Origin of the sequence: Marinobacter salinus, assembly GCF_001854125.1 — a bacterium.
Taxonomy (GTDB): domain Bacteria; phylum Pseudomonadota; class Gammaproteobacteria; order Pseudomonadales; family Oleiphilaceae; genus Marinobacter; species Marinobacter salinus.
Genome location: NZ_CP017715.1, coordinates 141,214 through 163,112, shown reverse-complemented (window position 1 = coordinate 163,112; position 21,899 = coordinate 141,214). Strand labels below are relative to the sequence as shown.

General features: G+C 56.4%; 26 protein-coding genes. 16 read left to right on the top strand and 10 right to left on the bottom strand.

Going from position 1 to position 21,899, the window contains the following annotated elements; all coding sequences use genetic code 11:
* The first annotated feature begins 214 nt into the window (after positions 1–214).
* The 11 genes from hpaH to BKP64_RS00745 all read left to right on the top strand — a co-directional run bounded on the left by hpaH (position 215) and on the right by BKP64_RS00745 (position 11,100).
* Positions 215–1,018 carry a 2-oxo-hept-4-ene-1,7-dioate hydratase gene (gene hpaH, locus BKP64_RS00790; RefSeq protein WP_070964687.1) on the top strand — a complete coding sequence of 268 codons (804 nt, stop codon included), beginning with the start codon at positions 215–217 and terminating at the stop codon, positions 1,016–1,018.
* 24 nt (positions 1,019–1,042) lie between these two features.
* Positions 1,043–1,849: a 4-hydroxy-2-oxoheptanedioate aldolase gene (gene hpaI, locus BKP64_RS00785; RefSeq protein WP_070964684.1), complete on the top strand. Its 807-nt coding sequence runs from the start codon at positions 1,043–1,045 to the stop codon at positions 1,847–1,849.
* 32 nt (positions 1,850–1,881) lie between these two features.
* Positions 1,882–2,550: a fumarylacetoacetate hydrolase family protein gene (locus BKP64_RS00780; RefSeq protein WP_070964682.1), complete on the top strand. Its 669-nt coding sequence runs from the start codon at positions 1,882–1,884 to the stop codon at positions 2,548–2,550.
* Between the two features lie 3 nt (positions 2,551–2,553).
* A complete protein-coding gene (locus tag BKP64_RS00775; RefSeq protein ID WP_070964679.1) occupies positions 2,554–3,336 on the top strand; it encodes a fumarylacetoacetate hydrolase family protein in 783 nt (260 codons plus the stop codon).
* Between the two features lie 18 nt (positions 3,337–3,354).
* Positions 3,355–4,890 carry a 5-carboxymethyl-2-hydroxymuconate semialdehyde dehydrogenase gene (gene hpaE / locus BKP64_RS00770; RefSeq protein WP_070964676.1) on the top strand — a complete coding sequence of 512 codons (1,536 nt, stop codon included), beginning with the start codon at positions 3,355–3,357 and terminating at the stop codon, positions 4,888–4,890.
* 82 nt (positions 4,891–4,972) lie between these two features.
* A complete protein-coding gene (locus BKP64_RS00765) occupies positions 4,973–5,710 on the top strand; it encodes an AraC family ligand binding domain-containing protein (RefSeq protein WP_198402633.1) in 738 nt (245 codons plus the stop codon).
* On the top strand, positions 5,674–5,892 hold the full coding sequence (locus tag BKP64_RS19365) for a helix-turn-helix domain-containing protein (RefSeq protein ID WP_198402632.1): 219 nt from the start codon (positions 5,674–5,676) through the stop codon (positions 5,890–5,892). Before BKP64_RS00765 ends, BKP64_RS19365 begins: the two co-directional genes overlap by 37 nt.
* Positions 5,893–5,986: 94 nt before the next feature.
* Entirely contained in the window at positions 5,987–6,409 is a 423-nt protein-coding gene (hpaR, locus tag BKP64_RS00760) for a homoprotocatechuate degradation operon regulator HpaR (protein ID WP_070964673.1), read from the top strand.
* A gap of 198 nt (positions 6,410–6,607) precedes the next feature.
* Entirely contained in the window at positions 6,608–7,810 is a 1,203-nt protein-coding gene (locus tag BKP64_RS00755; protein WP_070964667.1) for a multidrug effflux MFS transporter, read from the top strand.
* Positions 7,811–8,034: 224 nt separating this feature from the next.
* Entirely contained in the window at positions 8,035–8,961 is a 927-nt protein-coding gene (hpaD, locus tag BKP64_RS00750; RefSeq protein WP_070964664.1) for a 3,4-dihydroxyphenylacetate 2,3-dioxygenase, read from the top strand.
* A gap of 240 nt (positions 8,962–9,201) precedes the next feature.
* Positions 9,202–11,100, top strand: coding sequence for an FAD-binding monooxygenase (locus BKP64_RS00745; protein ID WP_070964662.1), 1,899 nt, complete (start codon positions 9,202–9,204; stop codon positions 11,098–11,100).
* A gap of 98 nt (positions 11,101–11,198) precedes the next feature.
* On the opposite strand, the gene BKP64_RS00740 is transcribed toward BKP64_RS00745, so the two are convergent.
* From BKP64_RS00740 to BKP64_RS00725, 4 genes are read right to left on the bottom strand one after another with little or no spacing between them, the layout of a single operon-like run.
* Positions 11,199–11,867 (bottom strand): DUF799 domain-containing protein, encoded by a 669-nt coding sequence (locus BKP64_RS00740; protein ID WP_070964659.1) that lies wholly within the window; start codon positions 11,865–11,867, stop codon positions 11,199–11,201.
* Positions 11,864–12,211 carry a DUF4810 domain-containing protein gene (locus BKP64_RS00735; RefSeq protein WP_070964656.1) on the bottom strand — a complete coding sequence of 116 codons (348 nt, stop codon included), beginning with the start codon at positions 12,209–12,211 and terminating at the stop codon, positions 11,864–11,866. Before BKP64_RS00735 ends, BKP64_RS00740 begins: the two co-directional genes overlap by 4 nt.
* Positions 12,204–12,524, bottom strand: coding sequence for a hypothetical protein (locus BKP64_RS00730; RefSeq protein ID WP_070964653.1), 321 nt, complete (start codon positions 12,522–12,524; stop codon positions 12,204–12,206). Before BKP64_RS00730 ends, BKP64_RS00735 begins: the two co-directional genes overlap by 8 nt.
* A complete protein-coding gene (locus BKP64_RS00725; protein WP_070964647.1) occupies positions 12,524–13,489 on the bottom strand; it encodes a CsgG/HfaB family protein in 966 nt (321 codons plus the stop codon). The genes BKP64_RS00730 and BKP64_RS00725 overlap by 1 nt, the downstream gene beginning before the upstream one ends.
* Before the next feature lie 287 nt (positions 13,490–13,776).
* Here BKP64_RS00725 and BKP64_RS00720 point away from each other — a divergent pair, with 287 nt between their 5' ends.
* A complete protein-coding gene (locus BKP64_RS00720) occupies positions 13,777–14,220 on the top strand; it encodes a YtoQ family protein (RefSeq protein ID WP_070964644.1) in 444 nt (147 codons plus the stop codon).
* Between the two features lie 109 nt (positions 14,221–14,329).
* On the opposite strand, the gene BKP64_RS00715 is transcribed toward BKP64_RS00720, so the two are convergent.
* Complete coding sequence (locus BKP64_RS00715; RefSeq protein WP_070964641.1) at positions 14,330–14,812, bottom strand: NADAR family protein; 483 nt, start codon at positions 14,810–14,812, stop codon at positions 14,330–14,332.
* Positions 14,813–14,985: 173 nt separating this feature from the next.
* On the opposite strand from BKP64_RS00715, the gene BKP64_RS00710 reads away from it, so the two are divergent.
* Positions 14,986–15,288: a 2OG-Fe(II) oxygenase gene (locus BKP64_RS00710; RefSeq protein WP_070964637.1), complete on the top strand. Its 303-nt coding sequence runs from the start codon at positions 14,986–14,988 to the stop codon at positions 15,286–15,288.
* A gap of 59 nt (positions 15,289–15,347) precedes the next feature.
* On the opposite strand, the gene BKP64_RS00705 is transcribed toward BKP64_RS00710, so the two are convergent.
* Positions 15,348–15,527 (bottom strand): hypothetical protein, encoded by a 180-nt coding sequence (locus BKP64_RS00705; RefSeq protein ID WP_070964634.1) that lies wholly within the window; start codon positions 15,525–15,527, stop codon positions 15,348–15,350.
* Positions 15,528–15,760: 233 nt separating this feature from the next.
* Here BKP64_RS00705 and BKP64_RS00700 point away from each other — a divergent pair, with 233 nt between their 5' ends.
* The gene (locus BKP64_RS00700; RefSeq protein WP_070964632.1) at positions 15,761–17,287 is read left to right on the top strand and encodes a M20/M25/M40 family metallo-hydrolase; all 1,527 of its coding nucleotides are present in this window, start codon (positions 15,761–15,763) and stop codon (positions 17,285–17,287) included.
* 103 nt (positions 17,288–17,390) lie between these two features.
* Here BKP64_RS00700 and BKP64_RS00695 read toward each other — a convergent pair whose 3' ends face one another.
* From BKP64_RS00695 to BKP64_RS00680, 4 genes are all read right to left on the bottom strand, one after another.
* Positions 17,391–18,110 carry a J domain-containing protein gene (locus BKP64_RS00695; RefSeq protein WP_070964629.1) on the bottom strand — a complete coding sequence of 240 codons (720 nt, stop codon included), beginning with the start codon at positions 18,108–18,110 and terminating at the stop codon, positions 17,391–17,393.
* Positions 18,111–18,165: 55 nt separating this feature from the next.
* Positions 18,166–18,861, bottom strand: a complete 696-nt coding sequence (locus BKP64_RS00690) for a hypothetical protein (protein WP_070964626.1) — start codon at positions 18,859–18,861, stop codon at positions 18,166–18,168.
* 5 nt (positions 18,862–18,866) lie between these two features.
* Positions 18,867–19,505, bottom strand: coding sequence for an SDR family oxidoreductase (locus BKP64_RS00685; RefSeq protein ID WP_070964623.1), 639 nt, complete (start codon positions 19,503–19,505; stop codon positions 18,867–18,869).
* A gap of 93 nt (positions 19,506–19,598) precedes the next feature.
* A complete protein-coding gene (locus tag BKP64_RS00680) occupies positions 19,599–20,054 on the bottom strand; it encodes a GatB/YqeY domain-containing protein (RefSeq protein ID WP_070964620.1) in 456 nt (151 codons plus the stop codon).
* Between the two features lie 175 nt (positions 20,055–20,229).
* Here BKP64_RS00680 and BKP64_RS00675 point away from each other — a divergent pair, with 175 nt between their 5' ends.
* Together BKP64_RS00675 and BKP64_RS00670 are read left to right on the top strand one after the other, a co-directional pair.
* Complete coding sequence (locus BKP64_RS00675; RefSeq protein ID WP_070964618.1) at positions 20,230–21,123, top strand: patatin-like phospholipase family protein; 894 nt, start codon at positions 20,230–20,232, stop codon at positions 21,121–21,123.
* 90 nt (positions 21,124–21,213) lie between these two features.
* The gene (locus tag BKP64_RS00670) at positions 21,214–21,882 is read left to right on the top strand and encodes a glutathione S-transferase family protein (protein WP_070964615.1); all 669 of its coding nucleotides are present in this window, start codon (positions 21,214–21,216) and stop codon (positions 21,880–21,882) included.
* Positions 21,883–21,899: the final 17 nt, after the last annotated feature.

Genomic DNA, 21,899 nt, shown 5'->3' with positions numbered 1-21,899 from the left:
TAAGTTTTGTCAACTCGCTCCCGAAAATGAAATCCATCTGGGAAATGAGCATTCAGCAGCCTCTATCGGACTCTTGACTTAGTTAATATGTTAACTAAAATATCATAATTATTGCTGGGCCCAGCGCTCGTTCCGGACTCAGGACTTGAGCGACTTCAGCCCGAGACAGACCACCACCGGTCATCCACCCGACAAAAAAAGGTGCATTGCAAGCATGTTGACGAAAGATCAGATCGAAACGGCTGCCGACCGCCTATACCAAGCTGAGACCAGCCGCAAACAGATCCCGGCCCTGACGCTCGAGTATCCGGACATGACTATGGAGGAGGCCTATGCCATCCAGAAGGCCTGGGTGGATCGCAAGGTGGCCGAAGGCCGTGAGGTGATCGGCTACAAGATTGGCCTGACCTCCCGCGCTATGCAGATGTCCTCGAATATCGATGAACCGGACTATGGGGTTCTGCTTGATGACATGCTGCTCGAGGATGGTGCCACCATCAAGGCATCGGACTTCCTCGACCCTCGCATAGAGGTCGAGCTGGCCTTCGTGCTGAAAAAGCCCCTGTTCGGCGACAACATCACCATTTTCGATGTTATCAACGCAACTGACTACATCATCCCGTCGCTCGAACTGATTGCGGCCCGCTGCCTTCGCACCGATCCCGAAACCGGCTACACACGCAAAGTCTATGACACCATCTCCGACAATGCCGCCAATGCCGGCATCGTCATGGGAGGCCGCCCCATCAAACCAATGGACATCGACCTGCGCTGGGCCGGCTGCATGCTTTACCTGAACGGCCAGATCGAAGAGACCGGGCTCGCTGGCGGCGTTCTGGGCAATCCGCTCAAGGGAATCACATGGGTCTGCAAGCGCTTTGCACCGCACGGCGTGGGCCTCGAACCGGGTCAGGTTATTCTGTCCGGCTCCTTCACCCGGCCGGTCCCGGTCAAGGCCGGCGATACCGTACATGCCGATTTCGGTTCTCTGGGTGGCGTGACCCTGAACTTCGAATAAACAGACCGCATCGAGGACACGAGCATGGAACTGCCCAAGAACCGTTTCAAACAGGGGCTGGCCACGGGTGAAACCCAATATGGGCTCTGGCTGGGCCTGCCGGACAACAGCGCCGCCGAAATTGCCGCGGTAGCCGGCTTCGATTGGCTACTCATCGACGGCGAACATGCCCCGTTCGACCTGCGCACAATCCTGTCTCACCTGCAGGCAATGGCTCCCTACGATGTCGCCCCGATCGTGCGTTGTGTCGAGGGCAATACGGCACTCATCAAACAGCTGCTGGATATCGGTGTACAGACGCTGCTGGTCCCCATGGTAGAGGACGCAGAACAGGCGAAACGGCTGGTGCAGGCGGTTCGCTACCCACCGGACGGCATTCGCGGCCTCGGCACGTCGCTCGCTCGCGCGGCCCGCTGGAATCAGGTACCAGGCTACATGAAGAAGGCCAATGACGAGATCTGCCTGATTGTCCAGGTGGAAACCGCCAGCGCCATGGACAACCTCGATGAGATCCTGGCAGTTGAGGGCGTGGACGGGGTTTTCATCGGGCCGTCCGATCTTTCCGCATCCATGGGTTATATCGGCGACGCAGGCAATCCGGCGGTCATTGAGGTCATCGACGAGGGTCTCAACAGGATACGTTCTGCCGGCAAATACGCGGGCTTGCTCTGTCTCGACCCATCCCTGGCGGAAAGCTACATCCAACAAGGCGCCAACTTCGTTGGCGTTGGCGTCGACACCATGATTCTGGCCACAGAAACCCGCAAGCTGGCGCAGCGTTTCAAACAGGGCGCTCCAGTTAAAGACGACAAACCTCAGGCCGGCTATTGATCAACGACGGCCGCAACAGGAAAAGGTTACTCATGACAGCAAACACCCTGGTTAACAGCAAGCTGGTCTGCGTCGCACTGAATGACAAGTCGCAGCTGGTGGCTCTGGAGGGCACCTTCAACGAAGCGCCCTACAAAAAACCGCCGACCCAGCCGGTGCTGTATTACAAGCCCCGCAATACCTGGAATGTTGATGGTGCGGAGGTGGAATGGGCGAAAGATTTCGCCGGCAACGATGTTCAAGCCATGGCCGTTGGCGCCAGCCTGGGCGTGGTCATTGGCCGGGAAACCTGCCGCGTCAGTCAGGCTGAAGCACTGGATTATGTCCGTGGCTACACCATCGTCAGCGATTTTTCGCTGCCGGAAGAAAACTACTTCCGGCCCGATATCAAGGGCAAATGCCTGGACACTTCCGCGCCGGTCGGCCCGGAAATTGTCCCGGCCGACACTATCGACAATCCGGATGCCCTCACGGTCAATGTTCTCGTCAATGGCGAACAGAAGAGCGTGTTTCCGTTGGCGAATATGCAACGCAGCGTTGCCGAGCTGATCAGCAAAATATCCTGGATTATGACCCTGCAACCGGGAGAGGTCATCGCCGTCGGCTTTGCCGGTGAACGCGTTCCGGTCGCCAGGGGAGACAAGGTAGAAGCAACCATCGAGGGTGTCGGCACCCTGACCAATACACTGGGAGGTGCCTGAGCCATGAGACACGCACGCATCATTTTTGACGGCCGCGAGCTGGATATCGACATCGATACCAACGATCGCATCACGACCAGTGGCGGCGAGGTGCTGGACGTAGCACTGGATTCGGGTGATATCACCTGGCTGCCGCCGGTCAAGCAACCGGGCACCATTTTCGCACTGGGCCTGAACTATGCCGATCACGCCACCGAGCTGGCGTTCGAGCCGCCCAAGGAACCACTGGTATTCATCAAGCACGCCAATACCCTGACCGGGCACAAACAGGTCAGCTACCGTCCCGACAACATCGAGTTCCAGCATTACGAATGTGAGCTGGTGGCGGTGATCGGCAAAAGAGGCAAGAACATCAAGCGTGAAGATGCGATGGACTATGTAGCTGGCTATACCGTGTGCAACGACTTCGCAATCCGAGACTATCTGGAGAACTACTACCGCCCGAACCTGCGGGTAAAGAGCCGGGACTCCCTGTTACCGATGGGGCCGTGGATTGTCGACCGCGATGACGTCGCAGACGTCAACAACCTGCGCCTGACTACCGAAGTCAACGGCAAGATCACTCAGGACGGCTCAACGAGGGACATGATCTTCGACATTCCCTTCCTGGTGGAGTACCTGAGCAAGATCATGACCCTGAACCCGGGTGACATGATCGCCACCGGCACCCCGCACGGTATGGTCGACATGCAGCCCGGAGACACCGTGGTCTGCACCATCGAAAATATCTGCTCGCTCGAGACACGCATCGTCTCCGAGAAAGAGTACTACGGCGACAAATACTGAGCCTTCAGGAGAACCATTATGAGCGATACGCAAGCGACCAACCTGGAACGTGCCCAGCGCTACCTGGAGCGCTTCAGGAACAACACTACCGGTCACTATATCAACGGTGAGTTCACTCTGGGCAATGGCGGCAGCGAGTACGATAACATCACGCCGACCGACAACAGCCCCATCGGCAAGATCATGGCCGGCTCAACCGACGACATGAATGCCGCCTGCAAGGCTGCCGAGGATGCGTTTGAAGCCTGGGCTGCCACACCGGGCGCCGAACGCAAGCGGCTGCTGAACAAATTCGCCGACCGACTTGTAGAGCGTGCCGACGAAATCGCCCTGGTCGAATCCATGGACTGCGGCCAGGCGATCCGTTTCATGAAAAAGGCAGCCGAACGCGGTGCTGCCAACTTCCGATTCTTCGCTGACAAGGCGCCGGAAGCCCAGGACGGCCTCGCCCTCCAGCAGCAGGAACACACTAACTTTACCGTACGCAACGCGATTGGCCCGGTGGGCATCATCACGCCCTGGAACACACCGTTCATGCTGTCTACCTGGAAAATCGCGCCTGCCCTGGCGGCAGGCTGTACCGTTGTCCACAAGCCGGCTGAGTTGACGCCCCTGAGTGCCTACATCCTGGCAGAGATCGCCGATGAAGTTCTGCCGAAGGGAGTCTGGAACATGGTCAACGGCTTCGGCGAGAGCGTTGGCAAGCGAATGACCGAACACCCGGCAATCAAGGCCGTGGCCCTGGTAGGGGAATCCGCCACAGGCTCCCACGTCATGCGCCAGGGTGCTGACAGCCTGAAACGCATGCATTTCGAACTGGGCGGGAAGAACCCGGTCATCGTGTTTGACGACGCCGACTTCGAGCGGGCACTGGATGCCGTCGTGTTCATGATCTACAGCCTCAATGGCCAGCGCTGTACCTCCTCGAGCCGTCTACTGATCCAGAGCGGCATTCGCGACAAGTTCCTCGCCGCACTGGAACAGAGAGTTCGCAATCTGAAAGTCGGTCACCCGCTGGATCCGAATACCGAAGTCGGTCCGCTGGTCCACACCGAGCATTACGACAAGGTTTCGAGCTACTTCGACATTGCCAAAGAGGACGGCGCCAACATCGCCGTAGGCGGCAAGCGCATTACCGAGGCAAGCGGCGACCTGGACCCGGCCGGCAACTACCTGGAGCCGACCCTGTTCACCGAAGCCAGCAGCAGGATGCGCATCGCACAGGAAGAAATCTTCGGCCCGGTACTGACCGCAATCACCTTCGATACCGAAGAGGAAGCCATCGCGATTGCCAACGATACGGAATACGGCCTGTCCGGCTATATCTGGACGGAGAACACCGGCCGTGCCATGCGCATGGCCAGGCACGTCGAAGCCGGCATGCTGTGGGTGAACTCGGAAAACAACCGTAACCTGCCGTCCCCGTTCGGGGGCATCAAGATGTCAGGTATCGGCCGTGACGGCGGCGACTGGAGCTTTGACTTCTATATGGAAACCAAGAACGTCTGCATCGCGCACGGGACCCACCGGGTACCGCAGCTTGGTAAAGGCTGATTGCGCGCTCCAGGCTAAACCAACCGGGCCCCGCCTCGCTGCGCGGGCCCCGGTCCTTTCCAACTTCTGCTATATTCGCGCCATGAGCGAAGCCGATCACACCGAATGGATTCCCAACATCATCCTGGGTCAGGATTACGACAGGCGCTATCTGGATGCGCCCATACACTATGATGTGCTGGAAAACCTGGCTGCATTCTATGGCCGCGACATGCCGGTACACCGCCATGCCCAGTATGTCCAGATTCACTATATCGATCATGGCGCAATCGATTTTCATATCGATGACAAGGTCTACGAAGTAAACGGACCCAGCTGTTTCTATACGCCGGCGTCTATTCCCCACTCCTTCCGCACCGATCCCAGTGCCCGCGGGCACGTGCTGACGATTCATCAGTCCGTGGTATGGCAACTCATGCAGGACAACGTCGGTCGCGAAATCGACACCAGCCTCACCGAAGGCATCTGTCTGGAGCGGGACCGGCTACCCAGGGGACAGAGAACCCAATGGACACTGCTGGCGCGCATACTGGAAGATATCCAGCTGGAATGGTCTTCGGATGAAATGGCGAAGGAGCTGGCAACTAAGAGTCTGGTCCGGCTGTTACTGATCCGCATGGCCCGGCTTTCTTTCAAACGATCCGCCAGCAGAACCGTAAACAATGAGGATCTGCGGCTGTTCCGTCGTTTCACCGATATGATCGAGGAACACTATCAGGAGCAGTGGCATCTGCCTCGCTACACCACGGAAATGGCGATTTCAGAAAGTCGTTTGAACCAGACATGTCAACGAATTGCCAACAGGCCCCCAAACGGCTGATCCACGACCGGGTGATTCAGGAAAGCAAGCGCATGCTGATTTTCAGCAATCTTTCCAGTAACGAGATTTGCTACCAGCTGGGCTTCTCCGATCCTGCTTACTTCTCACGTTTCTTCAAGAAGCATACCGGGATGACCGCCCAGCAATTCCGCAAGCACACGGCGGCCCGCGGAACACACTAGACATTCCTTAATACATTAATAAAATGATCCTCTGCTGGTTTTCGCAGCCATCAGGCGAACTCCCAAAGACCGGACGACCAAGGTAATCCAATTCATGCGCAAGTTTAATGACTCGCTCCCCCTCCGGCTGCTCAAGGCCCGCGAGGCTGCCATGGCCTTTTTCCGCCCCCTGCTTCAGGAAATTCCCCTTACCGAGCAGCAATGGCGTGTCATCCGCGCGCTCAATGAATTCGAGGAACTGGAATCAAAACAACTGGCGGAACTGTGCTGCATACTGAGCCCCAGCCTCACGGGAATCATTAACCGGCTGGAACAACAGGGTTACATAAAGCGCCGAAAGTCCAGCGAGGATCAGCGCCGGATCCTGATCAGCCTGACCGACAAATCCAAGGAGATGTTCGCCCGAATGAGCCCCCTCCTCGAAGCACGCTACCTTGAAATGACCGAGCGCTTCTCGCCCGAGGACATGAAAAAACTGGAAGAGTTGCTGAACAAACTCTGTGACGTTAAGCCCTGAACGCACTTCCTGGACTGGCGATCGCCATACCTCAAGGCATTGACATTAGATAATATGTTAACTAGTTTTATAGTTAATATATTAATTATTATTGAGTGACCGTCGCCGCGCCTCGTCCGGTGGAGATTTCTTCGCAATGCTGAAAGAACGTGAGCTGCGCTCACTCTTGCGCGCCCTGCACTGAGACAGCATCAAAAAATGACAGCCGACACCCCGGTTCGCAAACTGTCTATCGCCCTGATGACAATTATCGCCATGGCGAGCCCAATGGCGCTCAACCTGTTCGTGCCAGCAATGCCGGACGCTGCGAGGGACCTCCGGACCGGGGTCGGGGTGATTCAGCTAAGTTTTACGGCTTATCTGTTCATGCTGGCATTCGGCCAGTTACTCTCCGGCCCACTTGCCGACCACTTCGGGCGACGCCCTATCCTGCTCGGGGGACTTGCCCTCCACACGCTCGGGAGCCTGCTCGCAGCACTCGCGCCCGATGTCACACTATTGATCGCCGGCCGTGTGCTGCAGGCACTCGGGGGTAGTGCTGCAATGGTACTGGCGCGCACGATTATCATCGACATCTATGGCCGGGAGGGAGCCGCCAGTCGCATGGGTTATGTCGTAATGGCAATAGCCACCTCCCAGGCAATCGCCCCGATGCTAGGCGGCTACCTGAATCTCTGGGCGGGATGGCAGTCCATCTTTTATGTTTCCCTGGGCATGGGGATCATAGCGCTGCTGGTGGCCACACTGCAGCTTCCTGAGACCTGTCGTGAGAAAAGTGACAGCCTGCGGCTGGGCCCGGTCATTCAGCGCTATGCAGGTGTCTTCAGCTCAGGGGGGTATATCGGCTATGCACTCTCCACTACCTTCATCGCCGCAGCGTTCTATATATTCGTTGGCACCGCCCCCTATATAGTCGATCGGCTCGGTGGTAGTTCTGCCCTGTTTGGCACCTGGTTTCTGGCAGTTTCGCTGGCATTTATGACTGGCAGCTTCCTGTCGACGCGGCTTGCCAGGCACGCCAGTGCCGATCAGGTAATGCTACTCGGCAACGCGCTTTCACTGACCGGCGCACTGACACTGCTCGGTTTCGCGCTCGGTGGCGAGCTGAGCTACGCCACGCTGTTCCTGCCAATGGCCGTGGTTACGTTCGGCCGGGGACTCAGCCAGCCCAACGCCCAATCCGCTGCGATCAGCTGCTCGCCCACATCGGCGGCCACCGCTTCGGGGCTGATGGGGTTCATACAACTTTTAACGGGCTCCGTGATTGCTCAGCTCATGCCGTTGCTGCTCGGCGAAGGCGTGCTGGCGATTGCCTTCTGCATCTTTCTGGCGCCCGTAGCGGCGCTTGGTGCTCACTATTATGCGGTTAGTCGGCAGCGCAGCCCGGAAGCAGAAGCCTGAGGAGAGCACCATGGTCCCGGAAACCAGCACTGGGGAGTCAGGCTATGCCGGGCAACAAAACCGAAAAGTGCAACTTTTAACGTGAATACTGCATTTCCTGTCAAAGAAGAGCCGAGAATAATTGAGTTACAAATACTGGAACCAGGCGCTGCCAATCAAAATCAACAACAAGGCACGTTGTCACCCAATGCACCCACAACCTTCAACAACAAAAGGAAACTGTCATGGGAAAACTCGCGCTTGCCGCTAAGATCACGCATGTGCCATCCATGTATCTATCCGAGCTGGACGGTCCGCAGAAGGGCTTTCGCCAACCGGCCATCGACGGTCATATCGAGATCGGCCGCCGCTGCCGTGAGCTGGGTGTGGATACCATTGTCGTATTCGATACCCATTGGCTGGTAAACGCCAACTACCACATCAATTGTGGCGAACACTTCAAAGGTAATTACACCAGTGGTGAACTGCCTCACTTCATCTCTAATATGAAGTTTGAATACGACGGAAATCCTGAGCTCGGCAAAATTCTGGCGGCCGAATGCAATGCTCAGGGCGTGGAAACACTGGCCCATGACAAGACCACCCTCGATCCCGAGTACGGCACTCTGGTACCGATGCGCTATATGAACGAAGACCGCCACTTCAAGGTAATCTCCGTCTCTGCAATGTGCACCGTGCACTACCTGAATGACAGTGCCCGTCTGGGCTGGGCCATGCGCAAGGCGATCGAAGAGCACTACGATGGCACCGTGGCGATATTTGCCAGCGGCTCGCTCTCCCACCGCTTTGCCCAGAATGGTCAGGCACCAAAGTTCGCCACCAAAACCTGGTCTCCGTTCCTCGAACGCCTGGATCACGAAGTGGTTCGGATGTGGGAAAACGGCGAGTGGGAAGACTTCTGCGAAATGCTGCCCGAATACGCCGTAAAGGGTCACGGTGAAGGCTTTATGCATGACACCGCCATGCTGCTGGGCGCACTGGGCTGGTCCGAGTACGACCAGAAAGCGGAAATACTGACACCGTACTTCGGCAGCTCAGGGACTGGCCAGATCAACGCCGTATTCCCGGTATCCAAGGTCAGCGGCGACAAGGTTCCTGCTCCGCAGGCCTCAGTCACCGAGTCCTTTATTCCCGGCTCAAGCCGTATCTGAGGCCAAGCACCAGAGACTGTAACGGCCTGCAGCGGGTAGGCCGTGATCTATGGCAACTCGACCAAATACAGAAAAGTGCAATAACAAGCCAGATTTTTACATTTCCTGCACAGACTTAACTCCGCAGAATTAACTGAAGCCACCACATACCTACAAAAAAGCGGATTCCTACAAGAGGCAGCGTAGAGAGGTCTCACTACCATCCGTACGGCCCCAGAAAACAAAAAAGGAGAAGTCACCATGCAATTTCACCATCACGGATACGTATCCACCGATCCGAGAGTCGAGGAAGCGTCCGGCACGGGCATTGACCGCCCGGAGACATTGCCGGATACCGTGGATGTGCTCATCGTCGGCAGCGGACCTGCCGGCATGATTGCCGCTGCCCAGTTGGCCAAGTTTCCGAACATTACTACTCGTGTCGTCGAACGGCGTTCGGGACGATTGGAAATCGGCCAGGCCGATGGCATCCAGGCACGCAGCGTCGAAACATTCCAGGCATTCGGTTTTGCCGGAAGAATCACTGAAGAGGCCTACCGTATAACCGAGATGGCGTTCTGGGCCCCGGATGCCGATAACCCGGAGCACATTGCCCGCTCCTCGGTGGCATTAGATGATCCCGGCGGTAAGATCAGCGAGTTTCCCCATCTGATCGTCAACCAGGCCCGGGTTCTCGATTACTTCGCCGAGTTCGCCAAAAACGCCCCCGCCCGGCTGACCCCCGACTTCGGCCTGGAGTTCGTAGGGCTGACGACTCACGACGGCGAGGACTATCCCGTCGAAGTCACATTGCGCCATACCGCGGGCGATAACGAAGGTCAGGAATGCACGGTGAAAGCCAAATACGTCATCGGTTGCGATGGCGCACACAGTCGCGTTCGTGAATCGATTGGCCGCAAGCACATCGGCGCGGTTTCGAATCATGCCTGGGGTGTGATGGATGTGCTGGCCACCACCGACTTCCCGGATATCCGCACCAAGTGTGCCATTCAGTCATCAACCGGTGGCAGTATTCTGCTCATTCCCCGCGAAGGCGGTCACCTGTTCCGGATGTACGTCGACCTCGGCGAAGTCCCCGAGGATGACAATCACCAGATACGCCAGACCACCCTGGAAACCACCATCAAGAAGGCCAACCAGATCTTGCACCCTTATACCCTGGAGGTGAAGAACTGCGCCTGGTACGCCGTCTATGAGGTTGGCCACCGAGTGACCGACAAATTCGATGACGTTCCACCCGGCGAAGAAGACTCCCGGGCTCCACGGGTGTTTATCACCGGTGACGCCTGCCATACCCACAGCGCCAAAGCAGGTCAGGGCATGAACGTATCCATGCAGGACGGTTGGAACATCGCCTGGAAGCTGGGCCATGTGCTCTCCGGCATTGCACCCGAATCTCTACTCAGTACCTATTCGAGTGAACGCCAGGTTGTCGCGCAGAACCTGATCGACTTCGATCGGGAATGGTCGAGCTTGATGGCCAAGCCCGCCGAGGAGTTCGAGGATCCGAAAGAGCTGGCGGATTTTTACGTGAAAACCGCCGAGTTTCCGGCTGGCTTCATGACCGAGTACACGGAGTCGATGATCACCGGCACCACAGAACACCAGAACCTGGCCACCGGCTTCCCCGTTGGCAAACGGTTCAAATCGGAGCGGGTAACGCGCGTTTGCGATGGCAATGATGTCCACTTGGGTCACCATGCCACCGCCGACGGCCGTTGGCGAATCTACGCCTTCGCCGACAAGGCCCGTCCCGGGGAGGATTCCCGTTTGGCCGCATGGGCGGAGTGGCTGTTCAGCTCACCCGACTCGCCGGTTGTGAAGTACACGCCCGAGGGCTCGGACCTGGACAGCATCTTCGACGTCAAGGTGATCTACCAACAACCCCATGGGGAGATCGAATTTGGCCCGAACATCTCCGCCATCTTTGCGCCGAAGGTGGGGCCCTTCCAAGTAACAGACTATGAAAAGGTCTACGCCATCGATCCGGAAGTCGACATTTTCGATACCCGCGGTATCGACAGAAACGGCGCCGTTGTCGTAGTGCGACCGGACCATTACGTTTCGCAGGTGCTCCCACTGGGCAACGTCGATGAGCTTGCCTCGTTCTTCGATGGAGCCCTGCACCGCTCCCGGTGATGTCCTTGGCCGCTGACGCTCAGCGCAACGGCTGATTCAAAGAAAACAGCCCCGGAAGGGGCTGTTTTCAGTCAGGCAATATCCGCGAACACCAAGCGCTACTGGGCAGCATCCAACTGTTTGTAATACTGCTCATACAACGGGCTGTATGGCCCGGGAGGAACACCGTTAGGACCGTAAAAGGCCAATGAATTCGCCTGCCGGGTTAGTGGAAGGTAATTTGGTGCAGCTCTCTCAACCGCCGCAGTAACCGCCATGGCAATCAGATCAATCAGCGGGTTGCCGGAACTGTTATTGTCCGGCGTGTAGGTCATTTGCTGCCGTGCAGACCAGAGCTCAGCGCCGTCTGCATTAACAATGCGGTACTCGAAATCCACCTCGGTTGTTGTCGTCAGCAGCATGTACCGCGACGTCCACTCGTGAATCGTCACATAGAGAATGGAGTCCGCTTTGAACAGATTCGCCAGCTGTTCCGGCGGTGCCGCATGTGCTTCGGCCGGCTCATAGTAACCTTCGTATTCCAGCAGCGTTTTTACCGTATTCACGGGAAAAACGTAGTAGCCTCTTTCAGCGAGATAGAATGGCAAGGTTGCCAATACTGAAGTTGTCCCCTGCACATCCGTGGTCATATTGACAGGCGGAACCACCAGAACAGACCTCGGCGCCGCATCGTGGAATGCATTCAGGCGATTCGGATTTCCGGAGGTGGCGCAACCGGTGGCCAGGGCGACGAGGCAAAACACGAGGCACAGTTTCAACTTACTCATTTTCTGGCCTCCAGGTTCTCAATCAACATACCCAGCATCGGCTGGCTCTCGGGCCATGCTTCGTATTCCATTTTGTAGAACTTAATTGCGGTATCAACGTCACCCTGCTCCAGCATAAACGTGCCGGCTTCGGCGTAAAGGCCGGGAGCAATCGGGTGCTGCGGCGTTCCACCCGTTTCAACAAACTCAAGGTAGCCTCTCAGAGCCTCTTCCTTGAGTTCCGGTTCGTGGTAAACCACAAACAGCGTTTCCTGGTACTGCCCCCACTCGTAGAGGCCCTGATTGCTCGCACAACCAGTCAGCAGAACCAGTAATGACAACCCAAGAAGATATTTTTCAGTCATAGTTCCCTACCTTCAGAATCCGGTTAGAGCCCGCCCCGAGATACACTTCTTGCTGGTAAACCACCTTCCCGTCGGAAAGAAGTTCTACCTGATGGGTCCCATCAATGAGTTTCAGCAGGTTTTCACCGGCCAGGTATTGGCGCACATAACCATAAGAAACATCATCAATCCGCAGCTCATAGTATTCCGCAGCCACCGAGTTCACCTCGAAAGCCAGACCCGGGCGATCATCCACAACCTGGGTATTGCGTGACGGCGCCTGGACACAAGCCGCCAGGGTGAAGCACACCAGCAATGCCAATAGGATCCTCATCACTTCTTCTCCTTAACACGCAGGTCGCTAAGCTCATAACCCTGCAAAGAGCCATTTGATACTTCTCCGATTGCCCCCTGATCGAGAGGATCATCACCAAACAGGCCGATCACCTTGAGCTCGGCAACGTCCTTCCCCGGCAGCGAAATCGTTGTGCCTGTGGTCTGGGATTTCACTTTCTTGCCCCGTGTTTCGATGGTGAAAACCATCCCTTCACGGACACCCTGATTCCTGCCGCCACTGATATAAACGAGGCCGTCTTCCTGCGCCAGCAAATCAGCTGTCCAGGGCTTCTCCAGGAACAAACCGGTCATCTTATCGACGGCTGCTGTAACGGCTGCCGCAATGGCCTGATCATTCAGGCTGCCGTCATATCCCGCAGCAGAACCAAATCCCATGGTGCGGGCCTGTTCGGTGGATGAAGAACCCGAGCCCGTCACAGAGGCAAACACCCTGCCCGTCGTTACATCAACCAACCTGAGGTCGACCGTTGCCGTCGCTTCCTGCTTTTTCGAGGAAGAGAGGAACCCTCGCTCGCCGGTCGTGGCACGACCAAACTGGGTTAACGAACCAATTACCAGAGTATCAACACCCGTGATCGAGATTTCCTGGCCAGACAACTCTGCTTCCTTGCTCAACAGCTCAATATCCGGCCGTTCAAAAACCAGATAACTCTCGCTATTTGCCAGAGCCTGAAGGAACATGTCTGTGACTTTGGAGCCAAGCTGATCCTCGGCGTTCGAGCGCAGCAAACTGCGTCCGTAGTTGGTCTCGTTGGAAAGTCGACCCACCGCGATTTTCCGTTTAAGGCTCAGAGTCTCAGGCTTGTTTGCCTCTATCGCGGCCTGCTGCGCCGCTCGCTGTTGCTCGGCAGACACTGCCGGTTCAACCTCTTTCATTTGAGGCGTTTGCGTAGCGCAGCCAGACAGAACCCCTAACATCAGCCAGGGAACTATTTTTTTCATGGATTGGGCTCCTAAACCTGCCAAGAACGATGGTTCTTTGTGCAACTGATACAAAAAATGAGAACAGTAGGAAAGGGACGGGTACCGAAGACGCGGAAGATGGTTCTTCTCTGAACCGGATGTCATCCCTTACATGTTGCCAGAGCCGATACTCTACAACATGAAAAAACCGGAAAATACGTTTGCGTCAAAAAGCACTGTTTTTTATTCTTTTTTGCGATCAGCACCAAAATAGTCCAGTACAGGACTGACAACCGACCCATTCCAACACAACCGAGGAAACCTCCATGATCTGGACCGTTTATCTATCTGGCGAAATTCACACTGACTGGCGTGAACAGATTCAGGCCGGGGCGGAAGCTGCCGGGTTACCGGTGGAGTTCACCGCACCGGTAACCAATCATGAAGCCAGCGATGCTGCCGGCGATGTGCTGGGTAAGCCGGAAGTAGCCTTCTGGCGCGACCACCAATCATCAAAGGTTAATGGCATTCGAACCAAGACCATGCTGGAGCAATGCGATCTGGCGGTGATCCGGTTCGGCGACAAATACAAGCAATGGAATGCGGCTTTCGATGCCGGCTACTGCGCCGCCATGGGGACGCCCTACATCACCCTGCACAATGACGACATCGTTCACCCCCTCAAGGAAGTGGACGCCGCCGCCATGGCCTGGGCACAAACTCCCGAGCAGGTTGTTGAAGTGCTGAAATACGTGACGACCGCCAAGTAAAAATTTCTGAAGGGAAGCAGTCCGGGGCGACCCATGGGCTTCGGAGATGGTCAGTGGGTGCTGTCGTTGCTGCGCTCCTGCCCTTTCTCAGTTGCCCCCTGGTTTTCCCCTAAGCTCTTGCAGACTCCTGCTCTTCCCGGAGCTTGTCCCGGACGTTCATCAGTACTTTGCCGTAGCAATTATCGCCCCGACGATCACGGCCACAGCCCCAGAAGTAATCAAAATTGCTGTTTTCCACAATCTTCTGGTCGCGGGTTTTCAGGAGTTGTTCGGTCAGCTCGGGGTGGGTGCGACAGCGTACGTAAACACCCCGCGTCATGACGGTTTCGCGTACCTGCTTCCAGTCCCGCCGAAAACTCTTATTACGCTTGCGGCCCAGTTTTCTTGCCAGACCTGGCGTGGCCGCCGCACGAATCTTTTCCTGCCAGACTTCATCAGTAAACTTCATGCCCTGAAAATAGTGTTCCACGGTGGGCCAGATCTTTCCCTCCAACTCAAAGCTGAAGGCTGCATGCGTCCCAAATGGGCTCTCTGGATCGGTACGAGAGAGATACAGGTCACTCTCACCGTTATCCGCCGAAAAAAGAGACATAGGATATTACCGCGCTGAAATTGTGGAGCCAGTGTAACCAAACCCGCCATTCAGATCACTCAGGATCCAGGACCTGTCGTGTTGATCTCCATCCTGCCGATAAACTCGGATTGACGATCCCTTGGCAACTCACGCAGACTTTCCAAATCATTTTTCGCCCCGGACCTGAGCACATGCACGCGAACGTAAAAACCCGGATTCTTTTCCACTCCAGACGCCTGAACATTTACCTGGTCCGCTACCCGGAGGGCCACAAAGTCGTGCCTCATGTGGACATGGTATCGGAAGGGCGGCTCTGGAAGCTCAATTGCGTACTGGTTAAGCCTAAAACAGGCGGTGAGTTCGTCTGTGAGAAAAACATATTCAATCTGTTCGGTCGGGTATACCTCTTTCGCCCGGACCTCCACCAGCACCGGGTGTCAAAAATTGAGCGCGGGAACCGATGGCTGCTCAGTTTTGCGCTTACCCGGACCTGAGGGGAACGACCGGATGCGCGGATCAATGAGATGCTTAAGCTCAATTGAACCCTAGAGCCTCACATGAAGTAATGCCGGAATAGCTGCAGCAAGATCAGCAACGCCACCAGCGGTATGACCCACCTCGTAATATTGCCGTAACTCCGGTCTTCCCCTTTGGGAGCATATTTTTCGACCAGCGGGACAATAATGATGAGAGCGACAAACAGCACAGCGAGAATCGTCAGCAGGGTTCCCATGGCAAGTTCCTCCAGAAGGATTGAAGTCTAACGTAACAAAAACCGGGACAGATTCCAGGACGTATCGGCGTCCCGGAACGTTGGCACCACGGCGTTCATTAGAAATAGGGCCACCAAAACTGGCGGGATGGATGAAAGCTGATACGCTTAATCCGTCGCAGGAGATTCTGCGGTTTGGAAACGCGAGCTGTGTCCAGGGAAAGATAAAAATAAAACAGCAAGGAGCTACACTCATGATCAACGTACAGCTTAGACGTACTCCCCTGGCCATTGCAGTGGTCGCAGCCGCGACCGGCCTACCTGCGCACGCAGCTACCAGCGTCGAGACCTACACCCTTCGAGAAGCCGTTACTGTAGAGGGTGTTCGGAGTCACCAGGCCGCCTTTCAGGCAGCCGCTGATGCCAATGGCGGAACCCGCGAAGCATCCTCACCCGGCTACCAGGCTTCCGTCGACTACGTGGTTGAGCAAATGACCGCAGCAGGGTATGACGTAACCATCCAGGACTTCGACTATCCATTCTTCGAAGAAAACACTGCCGCCACTCTGGAGCAGATAGCACCGACTCCCACCGTTTATGAGTACTTTGGCCTGACTGGCTTTGCCACCATGACTTACTCCGGCAGCGGCAACGTAACGGCCTTTGCCGAAGGGGTCGACCTGGCATTGCCGCCCGGCCCGGACGCCAACACCTCAACCAGCGGCTGTGAGGCCTCCGATTTCATCGGGTTTACGCCCGGAAACATCGCCGTGGTACAAAGAGGGTCCTGCTCATTCGCCCAGAAAGCACAGAACGCTGAGGGTGCTGGCGCCAGCGGCGTCATTATCTTCAACGAGGGCCAGCCAGGGCGCACGGACAACTTCCTGGGAACACTCGGCGGCCCCGGGCTTACGGTGCCGGCAGTAGGCGCTGCTTTCGATGTCGGAGTTGAGCTCGCCGCCGGCGGTGTTCAGGTCAATCTGATTGTGGACGCCAGTTCAGAAATCCGCACCACCTCCAACGTCATCGCCAACTCCCCGGCGGGCCGCGACGATCGTGTCGTTGTTGTGGGCGCACACCTGGACTCCGTAGCGGAAGGCCCCGGCATCCAGGATAACGGCAGTGGTTCGGCCGCAATCCTCGAAACCGCCATCCAGATGGCGGAACAGCAAATTACTCCAAGAAATCAGGTTCGCTTTGCCTGGTGGGGTGCGGAGGAAGCCGGTCTACTGGGAGCACAGTACTACGTTGATCAGTTAACCCCGCGCGATATCAAAGACATTGCGCTGAACCTGAACTTCGACATGATCGGCTCACCGAACTTCGTCCGCTTCGTTTACGATGGCGATGGGTCCGATACGCCTTTAGCCGGCCCGAACGGCTCCAAGACCATTGAAAGCGTCTTCCTTGAGTACTTTGAGGAAATGTCTTTACCGGTCGAACCAACCGCGTTTGACGGCCGCTCCGATTACGGACCGTTTATCGGGGTTGGTATCCCGGCGGGTGGACTGTTCACTGGCGCGGAAGGGATCAAAACACCGGACGAAGCCTCCCTGTATGGCGGCACCGCCGGTGACCAGTACGACCCCTGTTACCACCTGGCTTGTGACACCTTCGACAACATAAGCCTGCAAGCGCTCGACGAAATGTCCGATGCGGTTGCCCATTCCGTGCTGACTTTTGCCATGACCACCTCCGCGGTTAACGGAACCGACAAAGGCAAGGGGTTAGGCAAAATCAAGAATGACATGGAATACGTTGGATCGCGCCTGGTGAAATAGCGCGGTCAATCCAGCTAGAGTGATCAGGGATGGTCGCTCTGGCTAACTTGCCGAGCTTTGCGTTAATAAAAGCTGAATCTGAAAGCGTTCAGTAGCTTGGCTGTCAGCCCAGCAGGCGCTCTTTGGCTTCATTGATACGCGCAGCCAGATAGTTACTCCCACCATGGTCCGGGTGCACTTTCTGCATCATCCGGCGGTGGGCCTGAATGATTTCCTCCCGACTCGCACCGGGTGCCAGCCCGAGGATGTCCAGCGCTTCGTTTTCGGTCAGAGGGCCGCCGGCATTGGCACTCCCACCGGATTCCTCGCCGTCAGCGCAGGCCTCATCGTCAGCCCGCCAGGAGTCTCCGAACCGGCGATCAAGATAGGTTTCCAGCAGCCGGGCAGAATCTTCGTCTTGTTCCCGGCAGTATCGCAACAGCTCAAGAAATTCACCTTCGCTCAGATCCGCCAGTATCCGACCCGCCATGGGACCTTTCAGGATCTCGCCGCTCATGGTGCCGGAGTCATGGTCCAGACTCATTTCGAGGATGTCGGTGGAAACATGGGATTGATTGCCCGCTTTGGCCTTTGCACCACCACCCACTCCGGCCACGCCCCCGCTTAAAAGAGCCGGCAGCACCCGGCGCAGCAGCGGGTAAAGAAATGCCAACAACACAAACAGAAAGTGCAACCGGCCGGTAACGGCCAGAACAACCACCATCCCGATACCAGCAATCAGCGCCAGCTTGATAATGGCCGGCTTGCGCTGGCTGGGCGTCTGGTTGCGCAACCAGACCCACGCAACAACCGACACAACAATAACCAATAGCGTTAATGGCACTCAGATACTCCGGGCATTGGCCCATCAATGGCTTGAAGTTGGACTGCAACGAGCGCTATCTGATCTGCTTTGTCAGGCGCCTGACCTCTGGGGAACTTCGGCTGGAGAAATCCTGCAGAGCCTTGGCACCCCCGGAAGCATAGACCGCAACGGCGGCCATAAGATCCTTGAGAACCTGAGGGCTGTTGCGATCGAAAGGTGCATAGGCACCTCCGGACAGCTTGCTCACCTGCTGGAACACCGCCCTGGCATGGGCATCCGCGCCCTCGTGGAACATGAACACCGGGGTTCGTAGCATACCCAGCTCCCCCGCGGTATGGCAGAGCTCATCCACTGGTTCCTCACAACAGTCCCCGATAAACACCACGGCCTTGACGGGCTTTGCGCGGGTTTCCTTCACCGCGTGTGCCAGCACCCGGCTGATCTGGGTGCGGCCACCCAGGCAGGAAACGCCGTTCATCAGGTTGAGCAACTGACCAGTCTCGGTGACAAATCCGGTGGCCTTGAATTCGCCAAAACCACGGTAGTAACACAGCTGAATCGCCAGGCCGCCCAAATCCCTGGTCGCCATGAACAGCTCACTCTGCAAGTGGCAGGCCTGATCCCAGGTTGCCTCCCGACTCGCGGTGGCGTCCAGGGCGAAAATAAGCCGACCCTGCCCTCCACCTTGTTCAGGCAGCGTGCGGACCTGATGGATAAACTGATCGATAGACTGTTTATCGGATTTGGTGCGTAGCTCTTTGTCGGACATGGACGTTACAACTTTGCCAGTGCCTCGGGCACCGGCGTGTCGCCGGATACCACATCGAAAACCCGGTTAGTGGTGTTATCGGAATCCAACACCGCCAGCAGCACGCGAGCAACATCCTGCCGTGAAATCTTACCAAACGCCTCCAGCCTCGCACTCACCATCACCTTGCCGGTCCCGTCATCATTGGTCAGCTGACCCGGACGAACAATGGTGTAATCCAGGCCGCTGTTCTTCAGGTGTTCATCGGCGTTGTGTTTGGCCCAAAGGTAATGGCGGAGTTTTTCCGGCCCCTTTTCCGGCTCCTCGGCACGCATACTGCTCACCATGATAAAACGCTTTATTCCCATGGCCCTGGCGGTATCGACCAGCCGGATAGCACCTTCCTGATCCACATCGATGGTTTTATCCGGACCGGTATGAGGGCCTGAGCCAGCGGTGAATATGACTGCATCACAGCCCCGCATGGCCTCGCTGCAGTCATGCTCCAGATCGCCCAGTACGGTTTCCGTTGCCCCCAGTTGCTGCAATTCCGGCCCCTGATCCGGGTGCCGGATCAGAGCCCGAGCCTCATGGTGGCTGTCTGCCATTTCCTGCAACAAATGTTGCCCGATTTGCCCGTTGGCTCCTGCAATGAACACATGCATGGCGGATCTCCTGGTTAGATGCCTGGCTTGACTATCCTACATAGCTGAGTACGCTGCACCTACAATTCAAGGCACCGAAAATCGCGAAGCCCATCAGTCCGCCAGCGCTGCCCGCACCTTTTTGCTCAAATGTCCCATATCGACCCGGCCAAGCACCTGGGGCTTCAGCTCATTCATAACACGCCCCATATCCTGCATTCCCTGGGCGTCGGTTGAGCTGATGGCCAACCGGATCAACCCGTCCAGATCATCCTCGGTCAGCGCGGCGGGCATGAATTCCTCAATGATCACCATTTCGGCCCGCTCCTTGTCACCCAGCTCCTCTCGACCGGCCTCATCGTATTGACTGGCGGCATCTCGACGTTGCTTGAGCATTTTGTCCAGCACCTTCAGAACGTCCTCGTCAGACAAGTCGCGGCGCTCATCAATCTCGATCTGTTTAACCGCGGCCTGCGCCATACGAAGGGTGACAAGCCGGGTTTTATCCTTGTTCCGCATCGCCTCTTTCACGGCGCTGTTCAGTTGTTCCTTGAGCGTTGCTGCCGTCATCGCCGACCTCCTGTTATGTGAGTAAAGGGAACTGATTGCATTAAACCTGAAGGTAGATGTAACGGAAAATCGAAGCGGGTTCAATCGTGAACAACCAAGGAACGGGGTGGGCCGAGTCTGTTAAACTCAATTTAAAGCGTTTTCCTTTACCTACAACGTCAACGGGCACGGATGCATGAAACTCAATCCCTTTAATACCCGTATTGGTCTGGCTCTGGGCGGCGGTGCTGCAAAGGGCATTGCTCACATTGGTGTTTTGAAGGCCTTTGAGGAAGAGCAGATCCGGATCCATTGTATAGCGGGTACCAGCGTGGGGGCGCTGGTCGCCAGTTATTTCGCTTTCGGCCGCCCGGCAGAATCCATCCTTTCCATTTGCTCGACGCTGAACCTCTCGAAAATCATCAATTTTACCTTCGAGCGCGGCGGCCTGTTCAGCACCCATGCCATTCGGGAGATGATCCACCGGGATCTCGGCGATGTCCGGATCGAAGATGCCGACATTCCTCTGGCTATTTGCGCAACGGATATAGAAACCGGCGAACAACTGATCTTCCGAAAAGGAAACCTGGCGGATATCGTCTGTGCATCCATGGCAGTGCCCGGCTTGTTTGTGCCCGTGGAGGTGGATGGCCGGATTCTGGTCGACGGTGGGCTGGTTGAAAATGTTCCGATTTCACCGTTGGGAGAAATGGGCGCGGGTATTACCGTGGCTGTTGATCTGAGCCATGTCAGCCGGTACCCGAAACCGGAAGCCACCTTTGATGTGATCAGCAACGCCATCAACATTGCTATCGATTTCAATACCCGCAAGCAGCTGAAAAAGGCGGACATAGTAGTGCCACTGGATTTAAGCCGATACAGTCTCACCAACAATGCCAAATGCATAGAAGAGCTATATCTGGAAGGCTACAACCCCATGATGAAAAAGATTCGGCGCGTGCTCTGGTATAAGCGGATGAACGTCGTGATTTACCTTGTGAAAGCGGCCTGGAAGTTACTGCCCCTCAAGGTGCCCGAGATTATCAAAGACCTCAAGCGCCATGCTCTTGCTGTCCGTAATCGAAGTTAGTGACTCACATCACGTTGGCGGTGAACCAAAAAGCCATTTGGAGACTACTCTTCACACCTGCTCATTTTTCTGATGCAACGGAGTTTTTGCATGATTACAGTTCACCACCTCAATAATTCCCGTTCACAACGCGTTCTCTGGATGCTGGAAGAGCTGGGCGTGCCCTATGAGATCCAGCATTACGAGCGCGCCCCCAAAACCATGCTGGCGCCGGCAAGCCTCAAAAAAATACACCCGCTGGGTAAATCTCCGGTGATCACCGACGGCGATCTGGTGGTGGCGGAGTCCGGTGCCATTATCGAATACCTCGCCCACACCTACGGCAAAGACACCATGCTGCCGGAGAGCGGCGGCCAGGCATGGCTTGATTACACCTACTGGCTGCACTACGCCGAAGGCTCTTTGATGCCTCCGCTGCTGATGCGCCTGGTGTTTGAAAAGGTGAAAACCAGCCCGATGCCGTTTTTTATCAAGCCGGTGGCCAAGGGCATCTCAGACAAAACCAACGAAGTTTTTATCGGCCCGATGATCAAGACGCACCTGGATTTTGTTGAATCCCACCTGGCGAAAAACACCTGGTTTCTCGGGGATAAGCTCAGCGCTGCGGATATCCAGATGAGTTTTCCCTTGGAAGCCTCAGTAGCCCGGGGTATCGTCGGCAAGGACCGGCCTAACACCACTGCCTGGGTGGAGCGAGTGCACACCAGGCCGGCTTACCAGAAGGCTCTCGAAAAAGGCGGGGAATACGACTTTGCCTGAGTAGGCCGCCGGGCGGG

Bases quoted from the DNA above. Each gene is read 5' to 3' on its own strand.
- BKP64_RS00685 (WP_070964623.1), bottom strand. From the start codon at position 19,505: ATGCATGTGTTCATTGCAGGAGCCAACGGGCAAATCGGGCAACATTTG.
- BKP64_RS00775 (WP_070964679.1), top strand. From the start codon at position 2,554: ATGAGACACGCACGCATCATTTTTGACGGCCGCGAGCTGGATATCGAC.
- BKP64_RS00710 (WP_070964637.1), top strand. From the start codon at position 14,986: ATGCACGCGAACGTAAAAACCCGGATTCTTTTCCACTCCAGACGCCTG.
- BKP64_RS00780 (WP_070964682.1), top strand. From the start codon at position 1,882: ATGACAGCAAACACCCTGGTTAACAGCAAGCTGGTCTGCGTCGCACTG.
- hpaR (WP_070964673.1), top strand. From the start codon at position 5,987: ATGCGCAAGTTTAATGACTCGCTCCCCCTCCGGCTGCTCAAGGCCCGC.
- BKP64_RS00715 (WP_070964641.1), bottom strand. From the start codon at position 14,812: ATGTCTCTTTTTTCGGCGGATAACGGTGAGAGTGACCTGTATCTCTCT.
- BKP64_RS00765 (WP_198402633.1), top strand. From the start codon at position 4,973: ATGAGCGAAGCCGATCACACCGAATGGATTCCCAACATCATCCTGGGT.
- BKP64_RS00725 (WP_070964647.1), bottom strand. From the start codon at position 13,489: ATGAAAAAAATAGTTCCCTGGCTGATGTTAGGGGTTCTGTCTGGCTGC.
- BKP64_RS00735 (WP_070964656.1), bottom strand. From the start codon at position 12,211: ATGACTGAAAAATATCTTCTTGGGTTGTCATTACTGGTTCTGCTGACT.
- BKP64_RS00690 (WP_070964626.1), bottom strand. From the start codon at position 18,861: ATGTCCGACAAAGAGCTACGCACCAAATCCGATAAACAGTCTATCGAT.
- hpaD (WP_070964664.1), top strand. From the start codon at position 8,035: ATGGGAAAACTCGCGCTTGCCGCTAAGATCACGCATGTGCCATCCATG.
- BKP64_RS19365 (WP_198402632.1), top strand. From the start codon at position 5,674: ATGTCAACGAATTGCCAACAGGCCCCCAAACGGCTGATCCACGACCGG.
- BKP64_RS00680 (WP_070964620.1), bottom strand. From the start codon at position 20,054: ATGACGGCAGCAACGCTCAAGGAACAACTGAACAGCGCCGTGAAAGAG.
- BKP64_RS00670 (WP_070964615.1), top strand. From the start codon at position 21,214: ATGATTACAGTTCACCACCTCAATAATTCCCGTTCACAACGCGTTCTC.
- BKP64_RS00740 (WP_070964659.1), bottom strand. From the start codon at position 11,867: ATGAGTAAGTTGAAACTGTGCCTCGTGTTTTGCCTCGTCGCCCTGGCC.
- hpaH (WP_070964687.1), top strand. From the start codon at position 215: ATGTTGACGAAAGATCAGATCGAAACGGCTGCCGACCGCCTATACCAA.
- BKP64_RS00700 (WP_070964632.1), top strand. From the start codon at position 15,761: ATGATCAACGTACAGCTTAGACGTACTCCCCTGGCCATTGCAGTGGTC.
- hpaI (WP_070964684.1), top strand. From the start codon at position 1,043: ATGGAACTGCCCAAGAACCGTTTCAAACAGGGGCTGGCCACGGGTGAA.
- BKP64_RS00705 (WP_070964634.1), bottom strand. From the start codon at position 15,527: ATGGGAACCCTGCTGACGATTCTCGCTGTGCTGTTTGTCGCTCTCATC.
- BKP64_RS00745 (WP_070964662.1), top strand. From the start codon at position 9,202: ATGCAATTTCACCATCACGGATACGTATCCACCGATCCGAGAGTCGAG.
- BKP64_RS00755 (WP_070964667.1), top strand. From the start codon at position 6,608: ATGACAGCCGACACCCCGGTTCGCAAACTGTCTATCGCCCTGATGACA.
- hpaE (WP_070964676.1), top strand. From the start codon at position 3,355: ATGAGCGATACGCAAGCGACCAACCTGGAACGTGCCCAGCGCTACCTG.
- BKP64_RS00730 (WP_070964653.1), bottom strand. From the start codon at position 12,524: ATGAGGATCCTATTGGCATTGCTGGTGTGCTTCACCCTGGCGGCTTGT.
- BKP64_RS00720 (WP_070964644.1), top strand. From the start codon at position 13,777: ATGATCTGGACCGTTTATCTATCTGGCGAAATTCACACTGACTGGCGT.
- BKP64_RS00675 (WP_070964618.1), top strand. From the start codon at position 20,230: ATGAAACTCAATCCCTTTAATACCCGTATTGGTCTGGCTCTGGGCGGC.